This window comes from Stenotrophomonas sp. MH181796, assembly GCF_009659995.1.
Lineage (GTDB): Bacteria > Pseudomonadota > Gammaproteobacteria > Xanthomonadales > Xanthomonadaceae > Stenotrophomonas > Stenotrophomonas riyadhensis.
The window spans coordinates 436,012-459,727 of the sequence record NZ_RAHU01000004.1 but is presented as its reverse complement, the minus strand read 5'-3'; the positions used below and the strand labels follow the sequence as shown (position 1 = coordinate 459,727).

Annotated in this window: 19 protein-coding genes; 10 read left to right on the top strand and 9 right to left on the bottom strand. The window is 65.6% G+C overall.

Annotated elements, in window-relative coordinates:
* Positions 1–83: 83 nt before the first annotated feature.
* From D5301_RS12320 to prmB, 3 genes are read right to left on the bottom strand one after another with little or no spacing between them, the layout of a single operon-like run.
* Positions 84–1,121 carry a D-glycerate dehydrogenase gene (locus tag D5301_RS12320; protein ID WP_153855808.1) on the bottom strand — a complete coding sequence of 346 codons (1,038 nt, stop codon included), beginning with the start codon at positions 1,119–1,121 and terminating at the stop codon, positions 84–86.
* Positions 1,114–2,217 carry a chorismate synthase gene (aroC, locus tag D5301_RS12315; protein ID WP_005410486.1) on the bottom strand — a complete coding sequence of 368 codons (1,104 nt, stop codon included), beginning with the start codon at positions 2,215–2,217 and terminating at the stop codon, positions 1,114–1,116. The genes D5301_RS12320 and aroC overlap by 8 nt, the downstream gene beginning before the upstream one ends.
* Positions 2,214–3,143, bottom strand: a complete 930-nt coding sequence (gene prmB / locus D5301_RS12310; RefSeq protein ID WP_110713009.1) for a 50S ribosomal protein L3 N(5)-glutamine methyltransferase — start codon at positions 3,141–3,143, stop codon at positions 2,214–2,216. The genes aroC and prmB overlap by 4 nt, the downstream gene beginning before the upstream one ends.
* A gap of 122 nt (positions 3,144–3,265) precedes the next feature.
* Here prmB and D5301_RS12305 point away from each other — a divergent pair, with 122 nt between their 5' ends.
* Positions 3,266–3,916, top strand: coding sequence for an SCO family protein (locus tag D5301_RS12305; protein ID WP_006381470.1), 651 nt, complete (start codon positions 3,266–3,268; stop codon positions 3,914–3,916).
* The gene (gene asd, locus D5301_RS12300; protein WP_153855806.1) at positions 3,913–4,755 is read left to right on the top strand and encodes an archaetidylserine decarboxylase; all 843 of its coding nucleotides are present in this window, start codon (positions 3,913–3,915) and stop codon (positions 4,753–4,755) included. The genes D5301_RS12305 and asd overlap by 4 nt, the downstream gene beginning before the upstream one ends.
* Before the next feature lie 91 nt (positions 4,756–4,846).
* On the opposite strand, the gene D5301_RS12295 is transcribed toward asd, so the two are convergent.
* On the bottom strand, positions 4,847–5,194 hold the full coding sequence (locus tag D5301_RS12295) for a ribonuclease E inhibitor RraB (RefSeq protein WP_110713014.1): 348 nt from the start codon (positions 5,192–5,194) through the stop codon (positions 4,847–4,849).
* 23 nt (positions 5,195–5,217) lie between these two features.
* Positions 5,218–6,825 carry a transglycosylase SLT domain-containing protein gene (locus D5301_RS12290; protein ID WP_110713015.1) on the bottom strand — a complete coding sequence of 536 codons (1,608 nt, stop codon included), beginning with the start codon at positions 6,823–6,825 and terminating at the stop codon, positions 5,218–5,220.
* 122 nt (positions 6,826–6,947) lie between these two features.
* Between D5301_RS12290 and D5301_RS12285 the strand changes: the two genes are divergently transcribed.
* Positions 6,948–8,453 carry a helicase HerA-like domain-containing protein gene (locus tag D5301_RS12285; RefSeq protein WP_110713017.1) on the top strand — a complete coding sequence of 502 codons (1,506 nt, stop codon included), beginning with the start codon at positions 6,948–6,950 and terminating at the stop codon, positions 8,451–8,453.
* Positions 8,454–8,540: 87 nt separating this feature from the next.
* On the top strand, positions 8,541–9,047 hold the full coding sequence (gene greB / locus D5301_RS12280; protein WP_110713018.1) for a transcription elongation factor GreB: 507 nt from the start codon (positions 8,541–8,543) through the stop codon (positions 9,045–9,047).
* Positions 9,048–9,134: 87 nt separating this feature from the next.
* Here greB and D5301_RS12275 read toward each other — a convergent pair whose 3' ends face one another.
* Together D5301_RS12275 and rimO are read right to left on the bottom strand one after the other, a co-directional pair.
* The gene (locus tag D5301_RS12275) at positions 9,135–9,974 is read right to left on the bottom strand and encodes a DUF3025 domain-containing protein (protein WP_324187317.1); all 840 of its coding nucleotides are present in this window, start codon (positions 9,972–9,974) and stop codon (positions 9,135–9,137) included.
* Positions 9,971–11,332 (bottom strand): 30S ribosomal protein S12 methylthiotransferase RimO, encoded by a 1,362-nt coding sequence (rimO, locus tag D5301_RS12270; protein ID WP_153855805.1) that lies wholly within the window; start codon positions 11,330–11,332, stop codon positions 9,971–9,973. The genes D5301_RS12275 and rimO overlap by 4 nt, the downstream gene beginning before the upstream one ends.
* 204 nt (positions 11,333–11,536) lie before the next feature.
* On the opposite strand from rimO, the gene D5301_RS12265 reads away from it, so the two are divergent.
* The 3 genes from D5301_RS12265 to D5301_RS24030 are packed head-to-tail and all read left to right on the top strand — an operon-like array spanning position 11,537 to position 12,810.
* Positions 11,537–12,208 (top strand): dienelactone hydrolase family protein, encoded by a 672-nt coding sequence (locus D5301_RS12265; protein WP_153855804.1) that lies wholly within the window; start codon positions 11,537–11,539, stop codon positions 12,206–12,208.
* Entirely contained in the window at positions 12,205–12,627 is a 423-nt protein-coding gene (locus tag D5301_RS12260) for an HIT family protein (RefSeq protein ID WP_110713023.1), read from the top strand. Before D5301_RS12265 ends, D5301_RS12260 begins: the two co-directional genes overlap by 4 nt.
* Before the next feature lie 15 nt (positions 12,628–12,642).
* Positions 12,643–12,810: a DUF5668 domain-containing protein gene (locus tag D5301_RS24030; protein WP_180846270.1), complete on the top strand. Its 168-nt coding sequence runs from the start codon at positions 12,643–12,645 to the stop codon at positions 12,808–12,810.
* 88 nt (positions 12,811–12,898) lie between these two features.
* On the opposite strand, the gene dcd is transcribed toward D5301_RS24030, so the two are convergent.
* Positions 12,899–13,471, bottom strand: coding sequence for a dCTP deaminase (dcd, locus tag D5301_RS12255; RefSeq protein WP_010483020.1), 573 nt, complete (start codon positions 13,469–13,471; stop codon positions 12,899–12,901).
* Between the two features lie 78 nt (positions 13,472–13,549).
* Positions 13,550–14,404 (bottom strand): iron-sulfur cluster carrier protein ApbC, encoded by an 855-nt coding sequence (gene apbC / locus D5301_RS12250; RefSeq protein WP_110714355.1) that lies wholly within the window; start codon positions 14,402–14,404, stop codon positions 13,550–13,552.
* 214 nt (positions 14,405–14,618) lie between these two features.
* Here apbC and D5301_RS12245 point away from each other — a divergent pair, with 214 nt between their 5' ends.
* From D5301_RS12245 to D5301_RS12235, 3 genes are all read left to right on the top strand, one after another.
* Positions 14,619–17,426 carry a TonB-dependent receptor gene (locus D5301_RS12245; RefSeq protein ID WP_153855803.1) on the top strand — a complete coding sequence of 936 codons (2,808 nt, stop codon included), beginning with the start codon at positions 14,619–14,621 and terminating at the stop codon, positions 17,424–17,426.
* Positions 17,427–18,243: 817 nt separating this feature from the next.
* Positions 18,244–21,258, top strand: a complete 3,015-nt coding sequence (locus D5301_RS12240) for a TonB-dependent receptor (protein WP_164146818.1) — start codon at positions 18,244–18,246, stop codon at positions 21,256–21,258.
* A 190-nt stretch (positions 21,259–21,448) separates the two neighbouring features.
* Complete coding sequence (locus tag D5301_RS12235; RefSeq protein ID WP_049398732.1) at positions 21,449–23,551, top strand: M13-type metalloendopeptidase; 2,103 nt, start codon at positions 21,449–21,451, stop codon at positions 23,549–23,551.
* Positions 23,552–23,716: the final 165 nt, after the last annotated feature.

Below are 23,716 nucleotides of genomic sequence, written 5' to 3'. Positions count from 1 at the left end.
CTCTCACGAAAACGGGGATGGGAAAAAACACGCACGACAGCTGGGTTCGGGGAACCTCCTCAAGCGGGGCGCGCGGAGGTTCCCTATCGTTTCCCGGTTTTTTTGCCCAGAGTCACGCGCGCGGCCATCGCCGCGTCAGCGTTGATCGCGCTCGGCATGCGCGACGGGCCGCCGTCCAGGCCGAGCCCGGCAACCAGATTATCCACGGCCAGCTGTACCATCGCCGTGCGCGTAGCCAGCGAGGCGCTGCCGATGTGCGGAGTGAGCACGACGTTGCGCAGCGCCAGCAGTTCGGGGCGTACCTTTGGCTCGCCTTCGTACACATCCAGACCCGCTGCAGCAAGGCGGCCGTTGGCCAGCGCATCGGCCAGCGCGATCTCATCGACCAGGCCGCCGCGGGCGATGTTCACCAGCGTCGCCGACGTCTTCATCTTCGCCAGCGCGGCGGCATCGATCAGGTGGTGCGAGGCAGGGGTATACGGCAGCACCAGCAGCAGGTGATCGGACTGCGCCAGCAGCGTGTCCAGGTCCACATAACGGGCCCCCACCTCCGCTTCGGTCGCGGCCGGCAGCTGCGAACGGTTGTGGTACAGCACCTTCATGCCGAAACCGTGCGCGCCGCGACGGGCGATGCCCTGGCCGATGCGGCCCATGCCAAGGATGCCCAGCGTGCTGCCGTGGATGTCGGCACCGAGCATGGTCTGGAACGACCACTGCTGCCACTGGCCCTCGCGCAGCCAGCGCTCGGACTCGGTGATGCGGCGCGCGGTGGCCATCAGCAGTGCGAAGCCGAGATCGGCAGTGGTTTCGGTCAGGACGTCCGGCGTGTTGCTGGCCAGGATACCGACCGCACTGAGCGCGTCGACATCCAGGTTGTTGTAGCCGACACCGACATTGGCGATCACCTGCAGCTGCGCGGCATCGGCCACCTGCGCTGCGCCGATGCGCTCGTTGAGGGTGATGATGGCGCCGTCGGCGCTGGCCAGCTGTTCGGCGATCTGCTCGGGCGACCAGGCGGTGACGGTGTCGGTGATGCGCAGCTGCACGCGATCGCGCAGCGGCGCGATGGCCGCGTCGATCAGCGGCTGGCTCACCCACACGGTCGGCCGCGTGTCAGCCATCGATCTGCCCGGGAATGCGCGGGGTGATCGTGCCGACATCGCCGCACTGCGCGCGATGGCGCAGCGCCTGGTCCATCAGCACCATCGCCACCATTGCCTCGGCGATCGGGGTGGCGCGGATGCCGACGCAGGGATCGTGGCGACCGGTGGTGACCACCTCCACCACGTTGCCGGCGGTATCCAGCGACGGGCCCGGCAGGCGCAGGCTGGAGGTCGGCTTCAACGCGATCGAGGCGACCACCGGCTGGCCGGTGGAAATGCCGCCAAGGATGCCGCCGGCATGGTTGCTGGCGAAGCCCTGCGGGGTCAGCAGGTCGCGATGTTCGGTGCCCTTCTGTGCGGCGCTGGCGAAACCGTCGCCGATCTCAACGCCCTTCACCGCGTTGATGCTCATCAGCGCGGCGGCCAGTTCGCCATCGAGCTTGCCGTAGATCGGCTCGCCCCAGCCCGGCGGCACGTTGTCGGCCACCACGTCCACGCGCGCACCGACCGAATCACCGGACTTGCGCAACGCATCCATGTACGCCTCCAGCTCGGGCACCTGTGCGGCGTGCGGCCAGAAGAACGGATTGTCTTCCACCGCCGACCAGTCGAAACCGGCCGGGGTGATGTCGCCCAGCTGCGACAGGTAGCCGCGCACGGTCACGCCGAAGCGCTCGGCCAGCCATTTCTTGGCGACCACGCCGGCGGCCACGCGCATGGTGGTCTCGCGCGCGGAAGAACGACCGCCACCGCGCGGGTCGCGGATGCCGTACTTGTGCCAGTAGCTGTAGTCGGCATGGCCCGGCCGGAACTGCTGGCCGATGTTGGCGTAGTCCTTGCTGCGCTGGTCGGTGTTGCGGATCAGCAGGGCGATCGGCGTGCCGGTGGTCAGGCCCTCGTACACGCCGGACAGGATCTCGACCTCGTCCGCCTCGCGGCGGGCCGAGGTGTGCCGGCTCTTGCCGGTAGCGCGACGCTGCAGGTCGTGGGCGAATTCGGCCGCGTCCAGCGCCAGCCCCGGAGGGCAGCCATCGATCACGCAGCCGATGGCCGGCCCGTGCGACTCGCCGAACGTGGTGACGGTGAACAGCTTGCCGAACGAATTGGAACTCACGGGCGCTGCGCCGCCAGTTCGGTGATGCGGGCGCTGTGGGCGATCAGCTCGCGGCATTCGACCGCGAAGATGCCCATCTGGCCAACCTTGAATTCGATCCAGGCGAAGTCGACTTCCGGCAGCAGCTTGATCAGGTGCTGCTCGGACTCGCCCACTTCACAGATCAGCAGGCCGTCCTCGCTCAGGTGCAGCGGGGCATCGCGCAGGATCTTCAGCACCAGGTCCAGGCCGTCGTCGCCGGCACGCAGGCCCATCTCCGGCTCGTAGGAGTACTCCTGCGGCAGGGCATCGGTCTCGTCGTTGGTGACGTACGGCGGATTGGTGACGATCAGGTCGTAGTGGCGGCCGGTCAGGCCATTGAACAGGTCCGACTTGAGCAGGGTGACGTTGTGCGCCTGCAGGCGCTCCTTGTTCTCCTCCGCCAACGACAGCGCGTCGTCGCTCAGGTCGACACCGTCCACTTCCCAGTTCGGGTAGTAGTGCCCCATGGCGATGGCGATGCAGCCCGAACCGGTGCACAGGTCCAGTGCACGATGCACGTCACGACCTGCCAGCCACGGCTCGAAACCGCACTCGATCAGCTCGGCGATCGGCGAGCGCGGCACCAGGGCGCGCGCGTCGCTCTTGAAACTCAGGCCGGCGAACCAGGCCTCACCGGTCAGGTAGGCGGCCGGGATGCGTTCGTCGATGCGACGCTGGAACAGTTCCAGCACGCGCAGCTTCTCGGCCTGCAGCAGGCGCGCCTGGCCGTAGGCCGGGCCGAGGTCGTGCGGCAGGTGCAGGCTGTGCAGCACCAGCTGGGTGGCCTCGTCCAGCGCGTTGTCATAGCTGTGCCCGAAGGTCAGCCCGGCTTCGTTGAAACGGCTGGTGCCGTAGCGGATCAGATCGATGATCGTGTGGAGTTCGGCGGCCGTTTCAGCGGTCATGGCGGTACTGCGGGCAAAGTGGCCCCCGATTATAGGGGCTGGCGCCCGCGGCGGCATCCGTTGCGGCGGAAACGATCGGGCCGCAGCCGGTATGATGGAGCCCATTTCGCGCGGGAGCCCCCATGTTCAATCGCAACGCCGGCATCATCCTGCTGATCGCCCTGGCGGCGGGGCTCGGCCTGCTGGCCGCCCAGCAGGTGTTCGCGCCGAAGCCGCCGGCCAACGCCCCGGCCACCGAAGCGATCACGCTGTACCCGCAACCGCGTGAACTGCCCGACTTCAACCTGGCCCAGTCCGACGGCACCCGGCTGATCCCGGGCGAGCTGAAGGGCCACTGGACCCTGGTGTTCCTGGGCTTCACCTTCTGCCCCGACGTCTGCCCAACCACGCTGGCCGAGCTGGCCGGCGCACAGAACCAGTGGGAGGCCCTGCCCGACAGCCTGCGCCCGCGCGTGCTGTTCATCTCGGTCGACCCCGACCGTGACAGCGCCACCCGCCTCGGCGAGTACGTGCACGGTTTCCACAAGGACACCCTGGCCGCCACCGCCGACGTTCCCTCGCTGGAACGTTTTGCCACCTCGCTGGGCTTCGTGTTCCAGAAGGTGCCGGGCAAGCACTTCGACGAAAATCCCGAGGATTACACCGTCGAGCATTCGGCCAGCCTGGCCGTGCTTGATCCGCAGGGCCGCCTGGCCGGCCTGGTACGCCCCCCGTTCAACGCGCCGGCGATTGCCCGCGACCTGCAGAAGCTGACCGAGAAAACCGCCCCATGAGTCTCACCACCGCCCTGACGTACGTCCTGCCCCACCGCCTGCTGTCCTCGATGGCGCGCTCGCTGGCGTACTCGGACGATCCGCGCGTGTCGCGCTGGCTGATCGACACGGTCACCCGCAAGTTCAACGTCAACCTGGACGAAGCGGCCAACCCGGACCCGCGCAGCTACGCCACCTTCAACCAGTTCTTCACCCGTGCCCTGAAGCCGGGCGCGCGCGTGGCCGATGCCGATCCGCGCAGCCTGGTGATGCCGGCCGACGGCCGCATCAGCCAGCTCGGCAGGATCGAGGCCGGACGCATTTTCCAGGCCAAGGGCCAGTCGTTCACCGCCGCCGAGCTGCTGGGCAGTGACGAGGATGCCAAGCCGTACAACGATGGCCTGTACGCCACCGTGTACCTGTCCCCGCGCGATTACCACCGCGTGCACATGCCGTGGACCGGCACCCTGCGCGAAACCGTGCACGTGCCGGGACGCCTGTTCAGCGTCGGCCCAGCGGCCGTCAACGGCGTGCCGCGCCTGTTTGCGCGCAACGAGCGCCTGGTCTGCCATTTCGACACCAGCTTCGGCCCGATGGTCAGCGTGATGGTCGGTGCGCTGTTGGTCTCCGGCGTGGAAACCGTATGGAGCGGCGAGGAGATCCCGGCCTATGGTGATCGCATCACCCGCAAGGACTACCGCGGCCAGGGCATCCAGCTGGAACGTTTTGCCGAGATGGCGCGCTTCAACTACGGCTCGACCGTGATCGTGCTGCTGCCGCCGGGCGTGGCCGAGTTCGCCCCGCAGCTGGGCGCCGAAAGCCCGGTGCAGCTGGGCCAGGCGCTGGCGAAGCTGCGCTGAGGCTTCGGTAGTGCCGGCCGCTGGCCGGCATCTCCGTTGATCCAACGCGACGAGCATTGCCGGCCAGCGGCCGGCACTACCGGTACGCGCGTTACTGCAGGGCCGGGGCCGGGCCGACGTCCATGCCGTCGTAGTCTTCCACGCCCTTTTCCGCGGCCAGGGCAGCGAATTCCTGGTTGCGGCGGTCCAGCGAGGCTTCGTCGTGGATTTCCACGCGCTCCACGTGCAGCACGTGGAACGGCGCGTCGCCCTCTTCCGGCTCCTGTTCGAACAGCTCGACGAAGCTGTAGCCCTGCGCCTGCAGGTGGTCGGCCAGTACCTGCAGCGGCTCGGCGCTGGAGTGGACGAAGAAATACCCCCACAGCAATGGGCCGTTGATGTCCCAGTCGGTGTTTTCGCGGAGGTTGGCGAACAGGTTGCGGGTGTCTTCGAGGTCCATGCGGGTTCCGGGGGGCGTGGGGATTACTTGTCGCAGCCCTGCAGCTTCAGCGTCTGGCCGTGGCGCAGACTGTAGGCCGGGGCTTTCAGGCCGTTGGCGCGGGCCAGGGTCGGCACGTCGCACTGGAACTTCGCGGCAATGGCGCCCAGGGTCTCGCCCTTGCCCACCTTGTGGCTGCGCACGGGTTTCGGTCGGGCCGGTGCCGGGCGTGGCGTCGCCACCGCGGCCACCGGTGCGGTCGGCACGCTGGTGGACGCTGCCGCATCGGCCACCGGCACCACGCCGCCCACCGCCACGCTGCCGGTATAGCTGGCCGCGGTCGGGCGCTTGATCGCCGCGTTCAGATCAGCGGTGATCAGGGTGCGGGCCAGGTCGGCACGCGGGCCACTGACGCAGTTGCGCTGGTACAGGCCAGCGATGCGGGTAGTGGCGTTGATCAGCGTGCCGGCCGGAATCCAGCCATCGGCTTCATAGCGCGGGTTGAGGTTGCGCAGCGCGCGCATGTAGCCATCACGGGTGCCGTGGCTGCCCAGGCAGATGGTCAGTTCGTAGATGGTGGTGGACTTGGCCAGGCGCAGCGTGGCCGGCTGCGCGCTGATCTTCGGGAACTCCACGCCGTACTGCTGTGGGTGCAGGAAGATCCAGGCCGCGGCGATCACCATCGGCACATAGTCCTTGGTCTCGCCAGGGAACTGGTTGTAGACGCTGTCGGTCCAGAAGCTCTGCCCAGCGCTCTGCTTGAACACGCGCGCGGCACGGCCTTCACCACCGTTGTAGGCGGCCACCGACATTTCCACGTTGTTGTTCAGTTCGCGCAGGCGTTCGTTGAGATAGCTGGCGCTGGCCTCGGCCGCGCTACGCGCGTCGAAACGGGTATCGAAGCCGGTGCCGTCCGGGCCCAGGCCGAAGCGGCGGCCGGTGGCCGGCATGAACTGCATCAGGCCAGCCGCGCCGGCACGCGAGGAGGCATGCACACGGCCATTGGATTCCTTGGCCATGATGCCGAACAGCAGTGCCTCGGGCAGGCCTCGCTTCTCCCACTCCGGCCACATCACCGCGCGCAGGTTCTGGTAATTCTCGTAGCTGGTCAGCAGCGCCGGGCGCATGTCGGTCAGCCAGCGGCGGATGCCGGCCTGCACCGCCGGGTTGTACTCGACCATGCTGTCGAAGGCGTGCCGCTTGTCGTTCAGCAGCGCGGCAGCGCGCGCGGCCTCCGGCACGTCGGCGGTGAGCGGGCCGATATGGTCGGGGTCGGCTTCCAGACGGTCGCCGCCCTCGTCGGCCACGTCATCGCTGGCAGCGGCATCGGCGTCATGCTTGAGCAGGCGCTTGTAGCTGGCCAGCAGGGTGCCCATCTGGCAGCCCTTCTGCTTGACGCAGTCGTTGAGGACATCCTCCATGTCCTCCAGCGCGGCGTCGGCCTCGTTGCTGCCCTTGGGGTCGGCATTGGCGACCAGCAGCAGCGCATCGCTGTAGCGCTTCTCGGCAACGGTCATGCGCTGCTGCAGCGCATCGACCTTCGCCTTGTCCCGGGCCGAAACCCGCTGCGCATGGGCGTCGGGCGCCAGGGAAACCAGGCCGGCCAGGGCCAGCAGCGGCCAACCACGGGAAATCAGGACAGGAACGGGCATTGATGGCACTGTGTGCGAAACAGGCAGGCAGAGTAGCGGCGCCGCCAAGGTCCGGGCAAGCCGACCTTCGGACCGTCACCGCCGGCGGTTAACATTGGGCTATTCACCACAAGGGCTGGACCATGGATCCGATTCTGCTCGGCAAAGGCATCACCGACGATATTGCCGTCACCCTGCTGCCGAAACTCGGCAACCGCCACGGCCTGGTGGCCGGCGCCACCGGTACCGGCAAGACCGTAACCCTGATGACCCTGGCCGAGGGCTTCTCGCGGCTGGGCGTGCCGGTGTTCCTGGCCGATGTGAAGGGCGATGTGTCAGGCCTGGCCGTGCCCGGCACCGGTGCCGAGAACCTGCTCAAGCGCGCGGCCGAGATCGGCGTGGCCGACTATGCGCCGGCCGCCAGCCCGACCATTTTCTGGGACCTGTACGGCAAGCTCGGCCACCCGGTGCGCACCACCGTCAGTGAGATGGGCCCGACCCTGCTGTCGCGCATCCTCGAATTGAACGACACCCAGGCCGGGGTGCTCGATATCGTATTCAAGCTGGCCGACGACCGCGGCCTGCTGCTGCTGGACATGGATGACCTGCGCGCCCTGCTCGGCCTGGTCGCCGAGGAGCGCAAGGACATCTCCACCGAGTACGGCCTGGTCAGCGCGCAGTCGATCGCCGCGATCCAGCGTTCGGTGCTGCGCCTGGCGCAGGACGGTGGCGAGAACTTCTTCGGCGAACCGGCGCTGGAACTGGCCGACATCATGCGGGTCAACCACGACGGCCGCGGCATGATCGGCATCCTCGCCGCCGACCAGTTGGTGCTCAAGCCCAAGCTGTACTCCACCTTCCTGCTGTGGCTGCTGTCGGAACTGTTCGAGCAGCTGCCGGAAGTGGGCGACCTGGACAAGCCGAAGCTGGTCTTCATCTTCGACGAGGCCCACCTGCTGTTCGACGACGCACCGGCCTCGCTGGTGCAGCGTATCGAGCAGGTGGTGCGCCTGATCCGCTCCAAGGGCGTGGGTGTGTACTTCTGCTCGCAGTTCCCCGACGACGTGCCAGGCAACATCCTCGGCCAGCTCGGCAACCGCGTGCAGCATGCGCTGCGCGCGTTCACCCCGCGCGACCAGAAGGCGGTGAAGACCGCCGCCGAGACTTTCGTGCCGAACCCCAAGCTGGACGTGGCCAAGGTATTGAGCCAGCTCGGCACCGGTGAGGCCCTGGTCTCCACGCTGCAGGACAAGGGCGTACCGATGCCGGTGCAGCAGACGATGATCGCGCCGCCGCGCTGCCGGATGGGACCGATCACCGAGGCCGAGCGCGCCCAGGTGCGTGCCGGCAGCCCGGTCGGCACCCGCTACGACACCGCGATCAACCGCGAATCGGCCGCCGAGCTGCTGGCCCAGCGCGCGCAGAAGACGGTCGAGCAGGCGCAGGCTCCCGCCGCCCGCAGCCGCGAGCAGGACGAAGCGCAGGAAGGCGGTTTCGGCCAGGCGATCAAGGATGCGATCTTCGGCACCAAGCGCCGCCAGGGCATGATCGAGACCATGGCCAAGCAGACCACGCGTACCGTCGGCACCAAGCTGGGCAACCAGATCGTGCGCGGCCTGCTGGGTGGCATCTTCGGCGGCAAGCGCTGATCTGTCGCTGCCGAGGTCAGAGCCCTTTCCCCGGGAAAGGGCCCCGCCCCCTCTCAACTTCGTCATCCAGAAAAGAAGTCGTATTGCATGTCCCGTTGGCGTCCCCCCGCAGAAAAAAGCACTGCCCTGATCACCGCCTCCGGCCATGCCCGGTTGAAGGCCGAACTGGATGAGCTGTGGCGGTTGCGACGGCCGGAAGTGGTCAAGGCCCTGGCCGCTGCTGCAGCGGAAGGCGACCGCTCCGAGAATGCCGAGTACACCTACCGCAAGAAGCAGCTGGGCGAGATCGACCGCCGCGTGCGCTACCTGACCAAGCGCCTGGAATCGCTGCGCGTGGTCGATACCACGCCGACCGATCCGCAGGCGGTGTTCTTCGGTGCGTGGGTGGAACTGGAGAACGTGGACAGCGGCGACACCAGCCGCTACCGAATCGTCGGGCCGGATGAGACCGATGCTGGCCTGGGCTGGATCAGCATCGATTCACCACTGGCGAGGGCGCTGCTGAAGAAGCGGCTGGATGATGAATTTTCGGTGGAACTGCCCGGCGGCCAGTTCACCTTTGCGGTGATCGGGGTGGAATACGCGCCTGTGTAGCGTCGAGCCTTGCTCGACTGCCTGCCCTTTGTAGCGCCGAGCCCATGCTCGGCTGATGGGCATACGCAGCCGAGCATGGGCTCGGCGCTACAAAGGCAACCGCGCCAGCGGCAACGGGTACTGGCGGCCGGCACGCAGCGGTCGGAAGTAATCGGTACTGGCGTAGAAGGCGGCATCCTGTCCTTCGTACCAACCCGGGATGCCAGCCAGCGGCAGCGGACGCAGCTGCAGGGGATCGGTCACAGCCCTGTGCTCGGCGATGGCGGCAGCCACCTCGGCAATGCTGGCCTCATCGTCCTTGCCCTGCACCACCACGCACTTGCCAACCAGCAAACGCCCCGGCAGCAGCGCCTGCTCCATCAGCGCGTGACCGAATACCGCAGCGATGGCGATGTCACCGCTCTGCCAGCATGCCGGTTCGAACAGCACACGCCAGTCGTGCAGGTCCCACGCGCGCAGCAACGTGTTGTCGCGCACGCGCACGATCACACCGGTTTCGTCGAACTGGGTCAGTGCCGCCTGCGCGCGGTTGCGCTGGCCCGGCGGCATGGCCTCGATATGCCGGCATTGCTGCGCATTGAGCGCCAGCTTGAGCTGCGGGTAGCGGGCCCACACCAGTGCATTGAACAGGTCATGCCAGTTGTCGGCGCGGGTGGCGATACAGCCCTGCGCGATGCGGGCTTCATAGTGCAGGCCGTCTGCCAGCAGCGTGGCATCCTGCTCGATCAAGTGCTTGCCGGGCAGTGACAGGCGTGCATCGAGCACGGCGACGGCCGGCCACTCCGGGCCTTCCAACAGATCACCAACGTCGCGCAACCCGGCAAACACCGGGTGCGCGAACACCTGTGGATCGACCGCCACACGCGGCGGCGGCACGAAGCGGCGGACACCGCTGCCGTCACCGGCGGCGGCCGTCGCCGCGGTCACAGCATCTTGAGATCGAATGCCGGGCGGGTGGCGGCCAGTAGCGCGTCACCATACAGGTCGTGCTCGTCGCTCTCGGTGATTTCCACGTCGACGAACTCACCCACGCGCAACGGCACCTGGTCGGCATTCTGGATATGCACCAGGCCGTCGATCTCCGGGGCGTCGGCCTTGGAGCGGGCCACGGCGATATCGCCTTCGATGGCGTCGACCAGGCATTGCTGCACGGTACCTATCTTGGCTTCCAGGCGTGCGGCGGAAATCTGCGCCTGCTTTTCCATGAAGCGGGCCAGGCGCTCCTGCTTCACTTCCTCCGGAACCGCATCCGGCAGGTCGTTGGCGGTGGCCCCCTCGACCGGCGAATAGGCGAACGCACCCACGCGGTCCAGCTGCGCTTCGTCCAGGAACGACAGCAGCTCTTCGAATTCGGCCTCGGTCTCGCCAGGGAAACCCACGATGAAGGTCGAACGCACGGTGATGTCCGGCGCGATGCGGCGCCAGTTCTGCACGCGCTCCAGGGTCTTCTCGACCGCGCCGGGGCGCTTCATCAGGCGCAGGATGCGCGGGCTGGCGTGCTGGAACGGGATGTCCAGGTACGGCAGGATGCGATTCTCGGCCATCAGCGGCACCACCTCGTCCACGTGCGGGTACGGGTAGACGTAGTGCATGCGCACCCAGGCATCCAGCTCGGACAGGCCTTCGCACAGCGCCTTCAGACGGGTCTGGTAGGCCTTGTCGCGCCACATCTTCTCGGCATACTTCACGTCCACGCCGTAGGCCGAGGTGTCCTGCGATACCACCAGCAGCTCACGCACGCCACCGCGCACCAGGCGCTCGGCTTCACGCAGCACCTCATCCACCGGGCGCGACACCAGCTTGCCGCGCATCGACGGAATGATGCAGAAGCTGCACTTGTGGTTGCAGCCTTCGGAAATCTTCAGATACGCGTAGTGGCGCGGGGTCAACTTGATGCCGTAGTCGGGCACCAGGTCCACGAACGGATCGTGCTTGGGCGGCAGCGCTTCGTGCACCGCTTCCATCACGCTCTGGTAGTCCTGCGGGCCGGACACCGCCAGCACGTTCGGATAGGCCTCGCGGATCTGCTCCGGGCGCTTGCCCAGGCAGCCTGTGACGATGACCTTGCCGTTCTGGTTCATCGCCTCGCCGATCGCGTCCAGCGACTCGGTCACCGCCGAATCGATAAAGCCGCAGGTATTGACCACCACCACGTCGGCCGAATCGTAGGACGGAACGATGTCGTATCCCTCGGACCGCAACTGGGTGAGGATGCGCTCGGAATCGACAAGGGCCTTCGGGCAGCCAAGGCTGACGAAGCCGACTTTGGGGTTCAGCTGGGACATGGAATCGCGGGACTCTGGGGGCCTGGGCCCCTGCCGCCATGGCAGGGGTTCCTGGGGGCCGGGGCCTGAAAGGGCGCCAGTATACCGGGGTTGGCTGCCTCGCTCTGAACGCCCAGTCGCCCGATCACGCACAGCCGCTGACACCGCGCTAACCCGCGCAGCACCGACAATGCAGTCCTGTTCCCCGCAACGAGGTAGATGACGATGGCCGAGTGGATCACCCTGGATACGCATCACGGCCCGGTACGGGCCTGGCAGGCCCTGCCGGAAGGTACCCCGCGTGGCGGGCTGGTGGTGGTGCAGGAGATCTTCGGCGCCAACCCGCACATCCGCAGCGTGGCTGAGCGCTTCGCCGCCGAGGGCTACGCGGTGCTGGCGCCGTCGTTCTTCGACCTGATCGACGGCCCCGATGCCGACCCCGACGCCCTCCCCTACAGCCCCGAGGGCGTGAAGGACGGCCTGGAACGGGTCGCCGCACTGGGCATGGAGAAGGCACTGGAAGTGGTCCGCGCCGCGGCAACCCGACTGGCTCCCTACGGCAAGGTCGGCACGGTCGGCTACTGCTGGGGCGGTACCGTGGCGATGCTGTCGGCAGTGCGGCTGGGCCTGCCCTCGGTCAGCTACTACGGTGCGCGCAACGTGCAGTTCCTCGATGAGACGCCCAAGGCCCCGGTGATCTTCCACTTCGGCGCCCAGGACAAGAGCATCCCACCGGAGGCGGTCCAGGCCCACCGCGAGAAGCTGCCGCAGATGGCCACCTTCGTCTATCCGGCCGATCACGCCTTCAACCGCGAGGTCGGACATGCGTATGATCCAGACAGCGCTACCCTGGCGCTGCAACGCACCCTGGACTTCTTCTCGGAGCATCTTGGATGAGCGAATTCGAACTCGATTCACGCCTGGCCACCGATAGCGTGCTGGTGGCCGAAGGACCGTTGTCGCAAGTGCGGCTGATGAACGACGAACGATTCCCCTGGCTGGTGCTGGTACCGCGCCTGGCCGGGGTGACCGAGTGGATCGAGCTGGACGGCGAGCAGCAGGACAAGCTGCGCACCGAGCTCAACCGCGCCTGCAAGGCCCTGAAGGGCTCCGACGGGGTTGAAAAGATCAACATCGGGGCGCTGGGCAACATCGTGCGCCAATTGCATTTCCACGTGATCGGCCGCCATGACGGCGATCCGGCCTGGCCGGGTCCGGTCTGGGGCAGCGGGCCTGCCCACCGCTACGAGCCGGCCGCGCTGGACCAGCATGTCGCCTACTGGAAGGAACGGCTAGGATATCCGGCCCACTCCTGAGCCCTTGCCGACCCGATGCGATTCAACCTCGTTGCCGCCATCCTGCTGATCCTGATCGGCCTGTTCATGCTCGCCAGCAACCTCGGCTGGACGCATCTGAACCTGTCCAAGCTGCTGATGACCTGGTGGCCGGTGGCCCTGGTGGGCGTCGGCATCGCGATGCTGTTCGGTCGCGGCAAATAAGGGTAGTGCCCGGCCATGTCCGCGCACGCGCCAGAAACGGAAACGCCGGGCATGTCCCGGCGTTTTCGATGGGTGATGACGCGAGCGATCAGGTCCGCGGCAGGGTCACGCCGGTCTGGCCCTGGTACTTGCCGCCACGATCGCGGTACGACGTCTCGCAGATGTCATCGGCGGCCGCCTGGAAGAACAGCATCTGCGCCACACCTTCGTTGGCGTAGATGCGCGCAGGCAGCGGCGTGGTGTTGCTGAATTCCAGGGTGACGTGGCCTTCCCACTCCGGTTCCAGCGGGGTCACGTTGACGATGATGCCGCAGCGCGCGTAGGTGCTCTTGCCCAGGCACACCACCAGGGTATCGCGCGGAATGCGGAAGTACTCGACGGTACGCGCCAGCGCGAAACTGTTCGGCGGGATGATGCATTCATCGCCGACGATATCCACGAAACTGCCCGGATCGAAGTGCTTGGGATCGACGATCGTCGAGTTGATGTTGGTGAACACCTTGAACTCGCGCGAGCAGCGCACGTCATAGCCATAGCTGGACGTGCCGTAGCTGACGATGCGTTCGCCGTTGGCCTGCTTGACCTGCCCGGCCTCGAACGGCTCGATCATGCCGTGCTGCTCGGACATGCGGCGGATCCAACGGTCACTCTTGATGCTCATGCTTTGTCCTGGGGGTACGAGGGGGCGCGAGGATTCTAGCAGGGGGCCGGCCTCGGCCGGCGGCACCGGCCACGGCGCTTACAGCAGCGACGACAGGATCGGGATCGAGGCCCGCGGGCGCTTGCCGACTTCCTCGATCAGGCGCTGTGCGGCATGGCGGTAGGCCTGGGCCGGCGCCGAATCCGGCTGGGCCACGGTGATCGGGGTGCCTGCATCGCCCTGTTCGCGGATGCCGATCTGCAGCGGCAACGAGCCCAGCAGCGGCACGCCGTACTGCGCGGCCATGCGCTCGCCGCCGCCTTCGCCGAACAGGTGCTCGACATGGCCGCAGCTGCTGCAGGTATGCACCGCCATGTTCTCGACGATTCCCAGCACCGGCACCTCGACCTTCTCGAACATCTTCAGCGCTTTTTTCGCATCCAGCGTGGCGATGTCCTGCGGGGTGGTGACGATCACCGCACCGGCCAGCGGAATCTTCTGGGTCAGGGTCAGCTGGATGTCACCGGTGCCCGGCGGCAGATCGATCAGCAGGAAATCCAGGTCGTCCCACAGGGTGTCGTTGAACAGCTGGGTCATCGCCGAGGTGGCCATCGGGCCACGCCAGATCATCGGCGTGTCTTCTTCGATCAGGTAGCCGATCGACATGGTATCCACACCGAACGCACGCAGCGGCTCGATGCTCTTGTTGTCCGGGCTTTCCGGGCGGCCGGACAGGCCCAGCATGGCCGGCACGCTGGGGCCATAGATGTCCGCATCCAGCACACCAACACGGGCGCCCAGCTGCTGCAGCGCCACGGCCAGGTTCACCGAAGTGGTGGACTTGCCGACGCCGCCCTTGCCCGAACCAACCGCGATCACATTGCGGATGCGGGCATGCGGCGTAAGTCCCTTCTGGACCTGGCTTGCATGAGGACGGCGGGGAGAACTGTTCACAACGAGCACCGGCGGGGTCAGGGGGAATAACCCAGCATCATACAAGCTGGACGCAACCTGACTGAAATTCAGGATTGCTACAGATTCGTGCACAGATTGTTAAGTTCATGTTACGTTCGATCCGCACTGTTTTGGGCTGCGGAGCTGGCATTTCCAGTCCGCGCGATGGCGCATGCGCAGTGCCGTTTTTGTTTTTGATCTCCATTGGAACTACATGAAATACGTAAGCAACACCGCACGTCGCAACACGCTCGCCGTCGCCCTGATTTCCGCTCTGATGGCCGCCGCACCGGCAATGGCCCAGGACAAGGCGACCAACCTGGACAAGATCACCGTCACCGGTTCGCTGATCCCGCAGACCCAGGTCGAGACCCAGACCCCGGTGATGTCCATCACCGCCGAAGACATCCAGACCCGCGGTTTCAGCAGTGTCGCTGAAGTGCTGCAGCAGTCCTCGCTGACCACCGGCGGCCTGCAGGGCGGCCAGACCTCGGGTTCGTTCACCCAGGGCGCCGAAGCCGCCGGCATGTTCGGCCTGAACCCGGGCTACACCAAGTACCTGATCAACGGCCGCCCGATGCTCTCGTATCCGGCGCTGTACAACGGCAGCGAAACCTTCAACAACATCAGCGGCATTCCGATCGACATCGTCGAACGCATCGAAGTGCTGCCGGGTGGCCAGTCCTCGCTGTACGGTTCGGACGCGATCGCCGGCGTGGTCAACATCATCCTCAAGGAGCGCATGGACGGCGGCACGATGACCGTCCGTGGCGGCACCTATACCGAAGGCGGCGGCAGCAACATCCGCTTCAGCGCTGCCAAGGGCATCAACGCGTTCGACGACCGCTTCCATGCACTGTTCAACGTGCAGATCGAGAACGGCAGCCCGATCTGGGGCTACCAGCGCGACATCACCCGCCAGAACAACCCGGTCGGCTACACCGCACAGGTGCCGTCGAACGACTTCGCGGTCATCACCAACGCTGACAGCAAGCTGCTGATGATGGACCCGAGCCGTTGCGCCAACGTCGCCGGACTGTACGACGGCACCACCGTGGTCGGCCAGCGCCCGTCGGGCGAGTCCTGCGGTTCGGTGTACAGCGCCGGCTACAAGACCCTGAAGAACGGCAAGAACAGCGGCCAGTTCTACTCGTCGATGACCTTCGACGTGAACGACAACTTCCAGCTGTTCGCCGACGTGCTGTACAGCAAGGAAAAGACCGAGTTCACCTCCGGCGCCAGCGCCCTGTGGTGGGGCACCAAGTCGAGCATGGGCGGTTTCTACGACCAGAACTCCGGCAAGGTCGTGAACCTGCAGCGCTCCTTCGCTCCGGAAGAAATCGGCCAGGGCGACTACAACAACATCCTCAACTCCGATGAGAGCCGCGCCTACCAGGTCACCCTGGGCGGCAAGGGCATGGTCGGCAACTGGGATTACAGCGCCAGCTTCACCCGCGGCGAGTACCGCCTGGACCAGAACCGCTTCGTGCGCTGGAAGGACAAGATCGATGGCTTCTTCGGCCAGAACGTGATGGGCCAGCGTCTGGGCACCTACATCGACCCGAAGGACCCGGAAGCCAAGTTCGGCATCTACAACCCGAACTACGCGGCCTTCTACTCGCCGATCACCCCGGACCAGTTCGCCAGCTTCACCGGCTACGGCACCCACCGCAGCAAGACCTGGCAGAACCTGGGTCGCGTGCAGGTGACCAATGGTTCGCTGTTCAGCCTGCCGGGCGGCGACGCCGGCCTGGCCGTCGTGCTGGAAGGTGGCAGCGAAGGCTGGGACTATTCACCGGATCAGGCCTTCGTCAAGGGCAACGTGTGGGGCGCCACCGCTGTCGCCGGCGCCGGCCACCGCAGCAACTATGCGGTCACCAGCGAACTGCGCATGCCGCTGCATGACACGCTGACCGTCAGCGCATCGGGCCGCTATGACGCCTTCAAGATCGCCGACAAGACCGTCGACAAGGCGACCTACAGCATCGGCCTGGAATTCCGTCCGATCGAAAGCCTGCTGCTGCGCGGCAAGTACGGTACCGCGTTCCGCGCGCCGACCCTGTCCGATGCCTTCCAGGGCATGAGCGGCTCGTACGCCTCCAACCAGAACGACTACTACCGCTGCAGCCAGCTGGGTTATGGCCTGCGTGACGAGGCCTGCTCGTTCTACAAGGGGACCTCGGTGTACAGCGAAAAGTCCGGCAACCCGGACCTGAAGCCGATCACCGCCGACGTCTGGAGTGCAGGCGTGGTGTGGGCCCCGGTCAGCAACTTCTCGCTGTCGGCGGACTACTACAACTGGAAGATCAAGAACGAGGTCAAGACCCTCAGCAGCGACCAGCTGCTGCTGGCCGAGTACCAGTGCCACAACGGCCTGCCGAACAACACCTCGGCCAGCTGCGGCGACGTGACCAACTGGGTGTCCCGCGATACCGGTGGCAACCTGACCCGCGTGTACACGCCGAAGCTCAACGTTGCCAGCCAGAACCTGGAAGCGGTGACCGTGGCGGCCAAGTACCAGCAGGATATCGGCCGCTTCGGCTCGCTGATGTTCTCCGGCAACTACACCAACATGCTGAAGCGTGAAGTGCAGCCGATGCCGGGTGCCGCCAAGCTGGATCTGCTGAGCGATCCGTACAACATGTGGTACTACGACAACTTCGCCAAGGTCCGCGGCGACCTGTCGGTGGCCTGGAACATCGCCAAGTTCACCACCACCGTGTACGCCAACTACGTCGGCAGCACCCCGAACTACCTGGCCTACACCGGCCGCAGCTACGGCTACGTCCACTCTTCCGGCGCCAAGGCCGGCAAGTGGGGTTCGTACACCACGTACAACCTGAGCATGAACTACCAGGCACAGGACGATCTGGTCCTGTCGCTGATGGTCAACAACGTGTTCAACAAGCTGCCGGAAGGCCAGCGCTACAACTACCCGGGCAACGAATCGACCCCGTTCAATGACGGCTTCTACAGCGTCTACGGCCGCCAGATCTCGGCCCAGGTCAAGTACAACTTCTGATCCCGTCGTTTTCCGGACCTCGTGTCTGGACCAGGCCCCGCTTCGGCGGGGCCTTTTTTGCCCGCTTCCGGCCAAAACGCTGAATAGATTTTCAAACTTTACTTTCTTGCAATAACCCCCTGAAAAGTCACGGAATGAAACCTTGCCGACCTGGCTCGACACCCAAGGCCGTTGGATTTGAAAGGAATGGGGCATCGGCAATCTCGTTGATCCGCAGTCAGGCGGCACTGTCGGCAACATGAGGCACGCTCTGAGCCCAGCGGAAGTTGGCGACATTGGTGCGCAGCACAACTACGTTCAAAAGCCGTTCGAACGGCCTACCGATCTCCCGTCTGAGCATTGATCGCCTGATGAATCCAATGCCCCGCAAACGGGTTGCTTCGCCGCCTCATGCAATCTTGAGGTGATGCCCCAAGGCGACCTGGCCGGGCCGGCTGCGGGCGATGGGATGCCCCACCTTGCAGGACGGTCGCCACGCCCTGACCCGCCAGCCTGCTGCAGCTGAACGCACCCTACAGGCACGTCGGGCACAGAGACCCTCAGGTTCCCCGCGCATGTCTCCCCGCGCAAAGGCAACCGCCACTTTGCGCAAAGTTGACCTTAACAGCCTATTCAGCATCCACTGGAAGATCTCGACGCCGTGATTACAACTGATACCAAGTCGCTGTATTTGTTGCACTTTTATGTAGCCAGCTGATGCGGAATGTGTCAACTCTCCCCGCACATGGTCAAGCTTCGTTAAAACCATGTTAGGTTCGCGTCAAGTCAGGACGACATCTGAACATCAACATAACAACTGCACGGAAGCGAAAGAATTCTGTCCACTAGGGGGATCCACTCGATGACGTACAACCGCACTCCCGGCCGCCACCCGCTGACCAACGCCCTGCTGGTCGGTCTGATGATGGCCGCTGCCGGCCCGGCCCTGGCCCAGGAAGCCAGCTCAGGTTCCAACCCGATCGACCTCGATCGCGTCAGCGTGACCGGCTCGCGCATTGCGCGTACCGGCTTCGTGACCCCCTCCCCGGTTACGGCCATCACCGCCGAGGAAATCCGTGCCACCGGTGCGAACAATATCGGCGACCTGATGACCCGCCTGCCGGCGCTGACCCCAACCTATACCTTGGGCAACTCGACCCGCTTCATCGGCACCGCCGGTGTGGGTCTGATGGACCTGCGTGGCATGGGCACCTCCCGCACCCTGGTACTGGTCAATGGCCGCCGTCACGTCGGCGCAACCTCCGGCTCCTCCGCCGTGGACGTCAACACCATTCCGGTGGAATGGATCGAGCGCGTGGAAGTGATCACCGGTGGTGCATCGGCGGTGTACGGCGCCGACGCCGTGGCTGGCGTGGTCAACTTCATCATGAAGAAGTCCTTCGACGGGGCTGAAGTACGCGGTCAGACGGGCATGGCCAGCGAAGGCGGATTCAACCGTTCCTTCATCAGTGCCTCGGCCGGCACCGACTTCGCCGGTGGCCGCGGCAACGCCGCTGTCGCCCTTGAATACAGCAAGCAGGACCGCTTCGTCCGCACCGACCGCGCCATCGGCAACGAGTTCCTGGTGTCGGTGCGCAACCCGAACTACGACAGCAGCAAGCCGTCCAGCGAAAGCAACCCGGAAACCGTGCTGGCAGGCCCGGGCGGCAACCACTCGATCTCCTTCGGCGGTACCTTCAACATTGGTACCTTCAACCCGAACAATCCGGCTACCTGGGGCAACCGCTACCAGTTCAACCCGGATGGCACCTTCCGCAAGCAGCGCTACGACGGCACCGTGGTCAGCGCAACCAGTTGCGTGAACTGTGATTTCGCCGACCTGAACTCGGTTGCCGACCTGCAGCCGAAGTTCGACCGCAAGAGCATCAACACGGTCGTCAACTTCGACCTGACCGACAACCACCGCCTGTACTTCGAGGGCAAGTACACCGAAACGGTGTCCGACTTCCTGGCACAGCCGTCGTTCGACCAGACCCTGCGCATCCAGCGCGATAACGCCTACGTGTCGCCGGAACTGCGCGCACTGATGACCAGCGCCGGCCTGAGCCAGCTGACCCTGAGCCGCTTCAACGTCGACGCCGGCCAGCGTGGTGAGCACGTGGAGCGCAATACCCAGCGCTTCGTGCTGGGCATGGAAGGCAACCTGACCGAGAACTGGACCTACGACGTTTACGGCAATTGGGGCCAGAGCGAAGTCAAGCGCTGGAACCTCAACAACCGCATCAACGAGCGTTGGCAGGCCGGCCTGGATACCGTGGTCAACCCGGCCAATGGCGAGATCGTCTGCCGCACCACGCTGAACCCGAACGCGACCAATCCCAACAACGGCAACCGCGTGTACTCGCAGTTCGCCCGCGAAGGCTGCGTACCGTTCTCGGTGTTCGGCAACGGAGCTGTGACCCAGGCCGCGCGTGACTGGATGAACGTCAATTCGTTCAACTACTCGCGCCTGCAGCAGTCGGTGTTCAGCGCGTCGCTGGCCAACGGCTCGCTCTTCAGCCTGCCGGCCGGTGATGTCGGCGTGGCCGGTGGTGTGGAATACCGCCGCGAAAAGAGCCGCGAAATCACCGATCCGCTGGCCGCGCAGGGCCTGACCTTCCTCAACGCCATTCCCAACCGCATGGGCAAGTACGACGTGCGCGAGGCCTTCGTTGAAACCACCGTGCCGCTGCTGGCCGACATCCCGGGCATCTACAACCTGACCCTGGACGCCGCAGGCCGCTGGTCGGACTACAGCAGCATCGGCAAGACCACCACCTGGAAGGTGGGCCTGGACTGGACCATCATCCCGTCGCTGCGTGCCCGCGGCACCCTGTCGCAGGCGGTGCGCGCACCGAGCATCGGTGAGCTGTACAACCCGCAGAGCGAAAACTTCGCTACGGTCAACGACCCCTGCAACTACCTGGCCACCAACCCGAACCGCCCGAACACCGCGGCGGACCCGGCACTGCGCCAGGCCAACTGCTCGGCGCTGGGCGTGCCGGTCGGCTGGGTCGACACCTACACTGCCACCCGCCCGGGCGTCAGCGGCGGCAATCCGGACCTGAAGCCGGAACGCGCACGCAGCTTCACCTATGGCCTGGTCTGGCAGCCTGATTTCCTGCAGGGCTTCGGCATGTCCGTCGACTACTGGTGGATCAGTCTGAAGGACGCCATTGGTGCGGTGACCGCGCAGACCAATGCAACCCGTTGCGTGGATTCGCCGGGGGGGATCAACAACAGCTTCTGCGGCTTCATCGAACGCGCACCGGTGGGCGGCAAGACCGATGCTGGCGGCCGCACCTTCCCGGAATACTCGATCAGCCGCTGGGTTGCGCTGAACGAAAACCTGGCCCGCTCGCGTCGCGTCGGCGTCGATCTGGAAATGGACTACCGCTTCAAGCTGGCCGAGGGTGACACCGTCATCCGCCTAGTGGGCACCCGTCTGCTGCAGTCGCGCGAGTGGGCCTTCCAGGCCTTCCCGAACGAGTACGACGAGAACGTTACCTGGGTGACCGATCCGCGCTGGCGTGGCCAGTTGCAGACCAAGTACTCGCTGGGCCAGTGGCGCGCGTCGTGGGACATGACCTACGTCGGCCCGAACCTGCGTGTGCAGCCGAAGAGCTACCAGGCCAACCCGGGACAGACCAGTCCGATCCGCAACGGCTCGTACACGTACCACAACTTCCAGTTCGGCTACCGCTTCCCGGGTGACAAGATCGACGTCTACCTGGGCATCGACAACGCCTTCGACAAGGACCCGCCGGTGAACTACTTCGGCTCCGATGTAGGTTCAGCGATGTACGACAACATCGGCCGTTACATGTATATGGGCGCCACCTACAAGTTCTGATCCATCCAGAACCGCAACACCCCGACAGGCCCGGCTTTTGCCGGGTCTGTCTTTTTCCGGCCGCGGCCCTGCCCCCTTGCGCCCGGCCATGACCTTCGACACCCTTGCAGGGCAGGCCGGCGGCGTATTGTTCGGCCCACGGCCGTCCCCGCGGCCCTTCCCTGACTCACTCGGCCTGGAGGCCATCAAAGTGACCCGTACTCCCAAGATCGTGCTGCTGACCCTGGCCGTTTCGGCCGCGCTGGTCGGCTGCGGCAAGAACGAAACCCCGGCCAAGGATGCCACCGCCTCCACGCCGGCTGCGGCCGAAGCCACCAACTACACGCTGGACGAGAGCAAGCTGCCGGCCTACAACGCCTTCCAGCCCAGCGATCTGGATGCCAGCAAGGACGCCTGTGGCGCCTTCGGCGACTACGTGAACAGCAAGTGGCTGGCCGCCAATGAAATTCCGGGCGACCGCACCAGCTGGGGCGCGTTCACCATCCTCGACGAGCGTTCGGTGGCCGTGCAGCACCAGCTGGCTGAACAGGTCGCGCAGGTCAAGAACCCGAACCATATCGAGAAGATCGTCGGCGACCTGTGGGCCACCGGCATGGACGAAGCCAAGATCAATGCCCAGGGCATCGAGCCGCTGAAGGCCGACCTGACCGCGATCGACGGCCTGCAGGACAAGGCGGCCATCGCCGACTACCTGCGCAGCAGCGCGGCCAAGGGTGACAACGTCCTGTTCGGCTTCGGCGCCGAAGCCGACTTCAAGAACTCGGCCGTCAACCTGGCCTACGCCAGCCAGGGCGGCCTGGGCCTGCCGGACAGCACCTACTACACCGATGCCAAGAACGCCGACAAGCTGAAGGCCTACCAGGCGCACGTCGCCAAGGTGCTGGAGCTGTCCGGCGTCGCCGCTGCCGACGCTGCCAAGCAGGCCGAGGACGTGGTCAAGTTCGAGACCCGCCTGGCCAAGGCCTCCAAGTCGCGCGTGGAGCTGTCGCGCAACGTCGAGCTGTACTACAACCCGGTCACCCTGGCCGACGCGGACAAGCTGACCCCGAACTTCAGCTGGACCGAGTTCTTCAAGTCGCAGGGCGTAGCCGCGCCGGAGAAGTTCTCGCTGGCCATGCCGGCCTTCCATGAGGAAGTGAGCAAGGCGCTGGGCGATACCGATCCGTCGGTGTGGCGCGCCTACCTGCGCTTCCACACCGTGGACAGCGCCTCGCCGTACCTGGCCGATGCCTTCGTGCAGGAGAACTACGAGTTCTACGGCAAGACCCTCAATGGCCAGAAGGAACAGAAGCCGCGCTGGAAGCGCGTGCTGGGCACCATCGAGAACGACGCCGGTGAAGCCTTCGGCCAGCTGTACGTGAAGGTTGCCTTCTCGCCGGAAGCCAAGGCGAAGATGGAAGAGCTGGTGAAGAACCTGGCCGCTTCGCTGAAGGAACGCATCCAGGGCCTGAGCTGGATGAGCGATGAAACCAAGGCCAAGGCCATCGCCAAGTGGGAAACCTTCACCCCGAAGATCGGTTACCCGGACAAGTGGCGTGACTGGGCGGGCCTGCAGACCCAGCGCGACAGCTACCTGGGCAATGTGCGCGCAGCCAGTGAGTTCAACTACAAGTTCAATCTGTCCAAGATCGGCAAGCCGGTGGACAAGACCGAGTGGGGCATGACCCCGCAGACGGTCAACGCCTACTACAACCCGCTGCAGAACGAGATCGTGTTCCCGGCCGCCATCCTGCAGCCGCCGTTCTTCGATCCGAAGGCCGACGACGCACTGAACTATGGCGGCATCGGTGCGGTGATCGGCCACGAAATGACCCACGGTTACGACGACCAGGGTGCACGCTTCGGGCCGACCGGCAACATGGAAGACTGGTGGACCGCCGCTGACAAGAAGAACTTCGAAGGCTTGACCGGCAAGCTGGTCAAGCAGTTCGACCAGTACAAGGTCGACGGCCAGGCCGTGAACGGTCACCTGACCCTGGGCGAGAACATCGCCGACCTGGGCGGCCTGGCTACCGCCTACGACGCCCTGCAGAAGGCCTCCGCCGGCAAGGAAGATGCAAAGGTCGATGGATTCACCCGCGACCAGCGCTTCTTCTTCAACTGGGCCACCGTGTGGCGCACCAAGTACACCCCGGAAAACGCCAAGGTCCGCCTGGCCACTGACCCGCACGCGCCGGCGCAGTTCCGAGCCATGGGTGCGCCGTCGAACCTGCCGACCTTTGCTGCGGCCTTCCAGTGCAAGGCCGGTTCGCCGATGGCCCGCGCCGGCGAGCAGCAGGTGGTGATCTGGTAAGCCCTGGCTGATGCCAAGGTAGACCTGCAGAGGCCCGGGAATTCCCGGGCCTTTGTTTTTTGCGGCGCCCGTCATCCACGCATGGCGTGGATCTGCTGCGCCTGTGCAGGCCCACGCCGTTGGTAGATGCCGACCTTGGTTGGCGCACAGCATGGCGGAGCCACC

What these genes read in the sequence shown, in the direction of transcription:
- D5301_RS12320 (WP_153855808.1), bottom strand. Translation starts at nt 1,121, where the DNA reads ATGGCTGACACGCGGCCGACCGTGTGGGTGAGCCAGCCGCTGATCGAC.
- prmB (WP_110713009.1), bottom strand. Translation starts at nt 3,143, where the DNA reads ATGACCGCTGAAACGGCCGCCGAACTCCACACGATCATCGATCTGATC.
- D5301_RS12305 (WP_006381470.1), top strand. Translation starts at nt 3,266, where the DNA reads ATGTTCAATCGCAACGCCGGCATCATCCTGCTGATCGCCCTGGCGGCG.
- asd (WP_153855806.1), top strand. Translation starts at nt 3,913, where the DNA reads ATGAGTCTCACCACCGCCCTGACGTACGTCCTGCCCCACCGCCTGCTG.
- D5301_RS12295 (WP_110713014.1), bottom strand. Translation starts at nt 5,194, where the DNA reads ATGGACCTCGAAGACACCCGCAACCTGTTCGCCAACCTCCGCGAAAAC.
- D5301_RS12290 (WP_110713015.1), bottom strand. Translation starts at nt 6,825, where the DNA reads ATGCCCGTTCCTGTCCTGATTTCCCGTGGTTGGCCGCTGCTGGCCCTG.
- D5301_RS12285 (WP_110713017.1), top strand. Translation starts at nt 6,948, where the DNA reads ATGGATCCGATTCTGCTCGGCAAAGGCATCACCGACGATATTGCCGTC.
- greB (WP_110713018.1), top strand. Translation starts at nt 8,541, where the DNA reads ATGTCCCGTTGGCGTCCCCCCGCAGAAAAAAGCACTGCCCTGATCACC.
- rimO (WP_153855805.1), bottom strand. Translation starts at nt 11,332, where the DNA reads ATGTCCCAGCTGAACCCCAAAGTCGGCTTCGTCAGCCTTGGCTGCCCG.
- D5301_RS12265 (WP_153855804.1), top strand. Translation starts at nt 11,537, where the DNA reads ATGGCCGAGTGGATCACCCTGGATACGCATCACGGCCCGGTACGGGCC.
- D5301_RS12260 (WP_110713023.1), top strand. Translation starts at nt 12,205, where the DNA reads ATGAGCGAATTCGAACTCGATTCACGCCTGGCCACCGATAGCGTGCTG.
- D5301_RS24030 (WP_180846270.1), top strand. Translation starts at nt 12,643, where the DNA reads ATGCGATTCAACCTCGTTGCCGCCATCCTGCTGATCCTGATCGGCCTG.
- dcd (WP_010483020.1), bottom strand. Translation starts at nt 13,471, where the DNA reads ATGAGCATCAAGAGTGACCGTTGGATCCGCCGCATGTCCGAGCAGCAC.
- D5301_RS12245 (WP_153855803.1), top strand. Translation starts at nt 14,619, where the DNA reads ATGAAATACGTAAGCAACACCGCACGTCGCAACACGCTCGCCGTCGCC.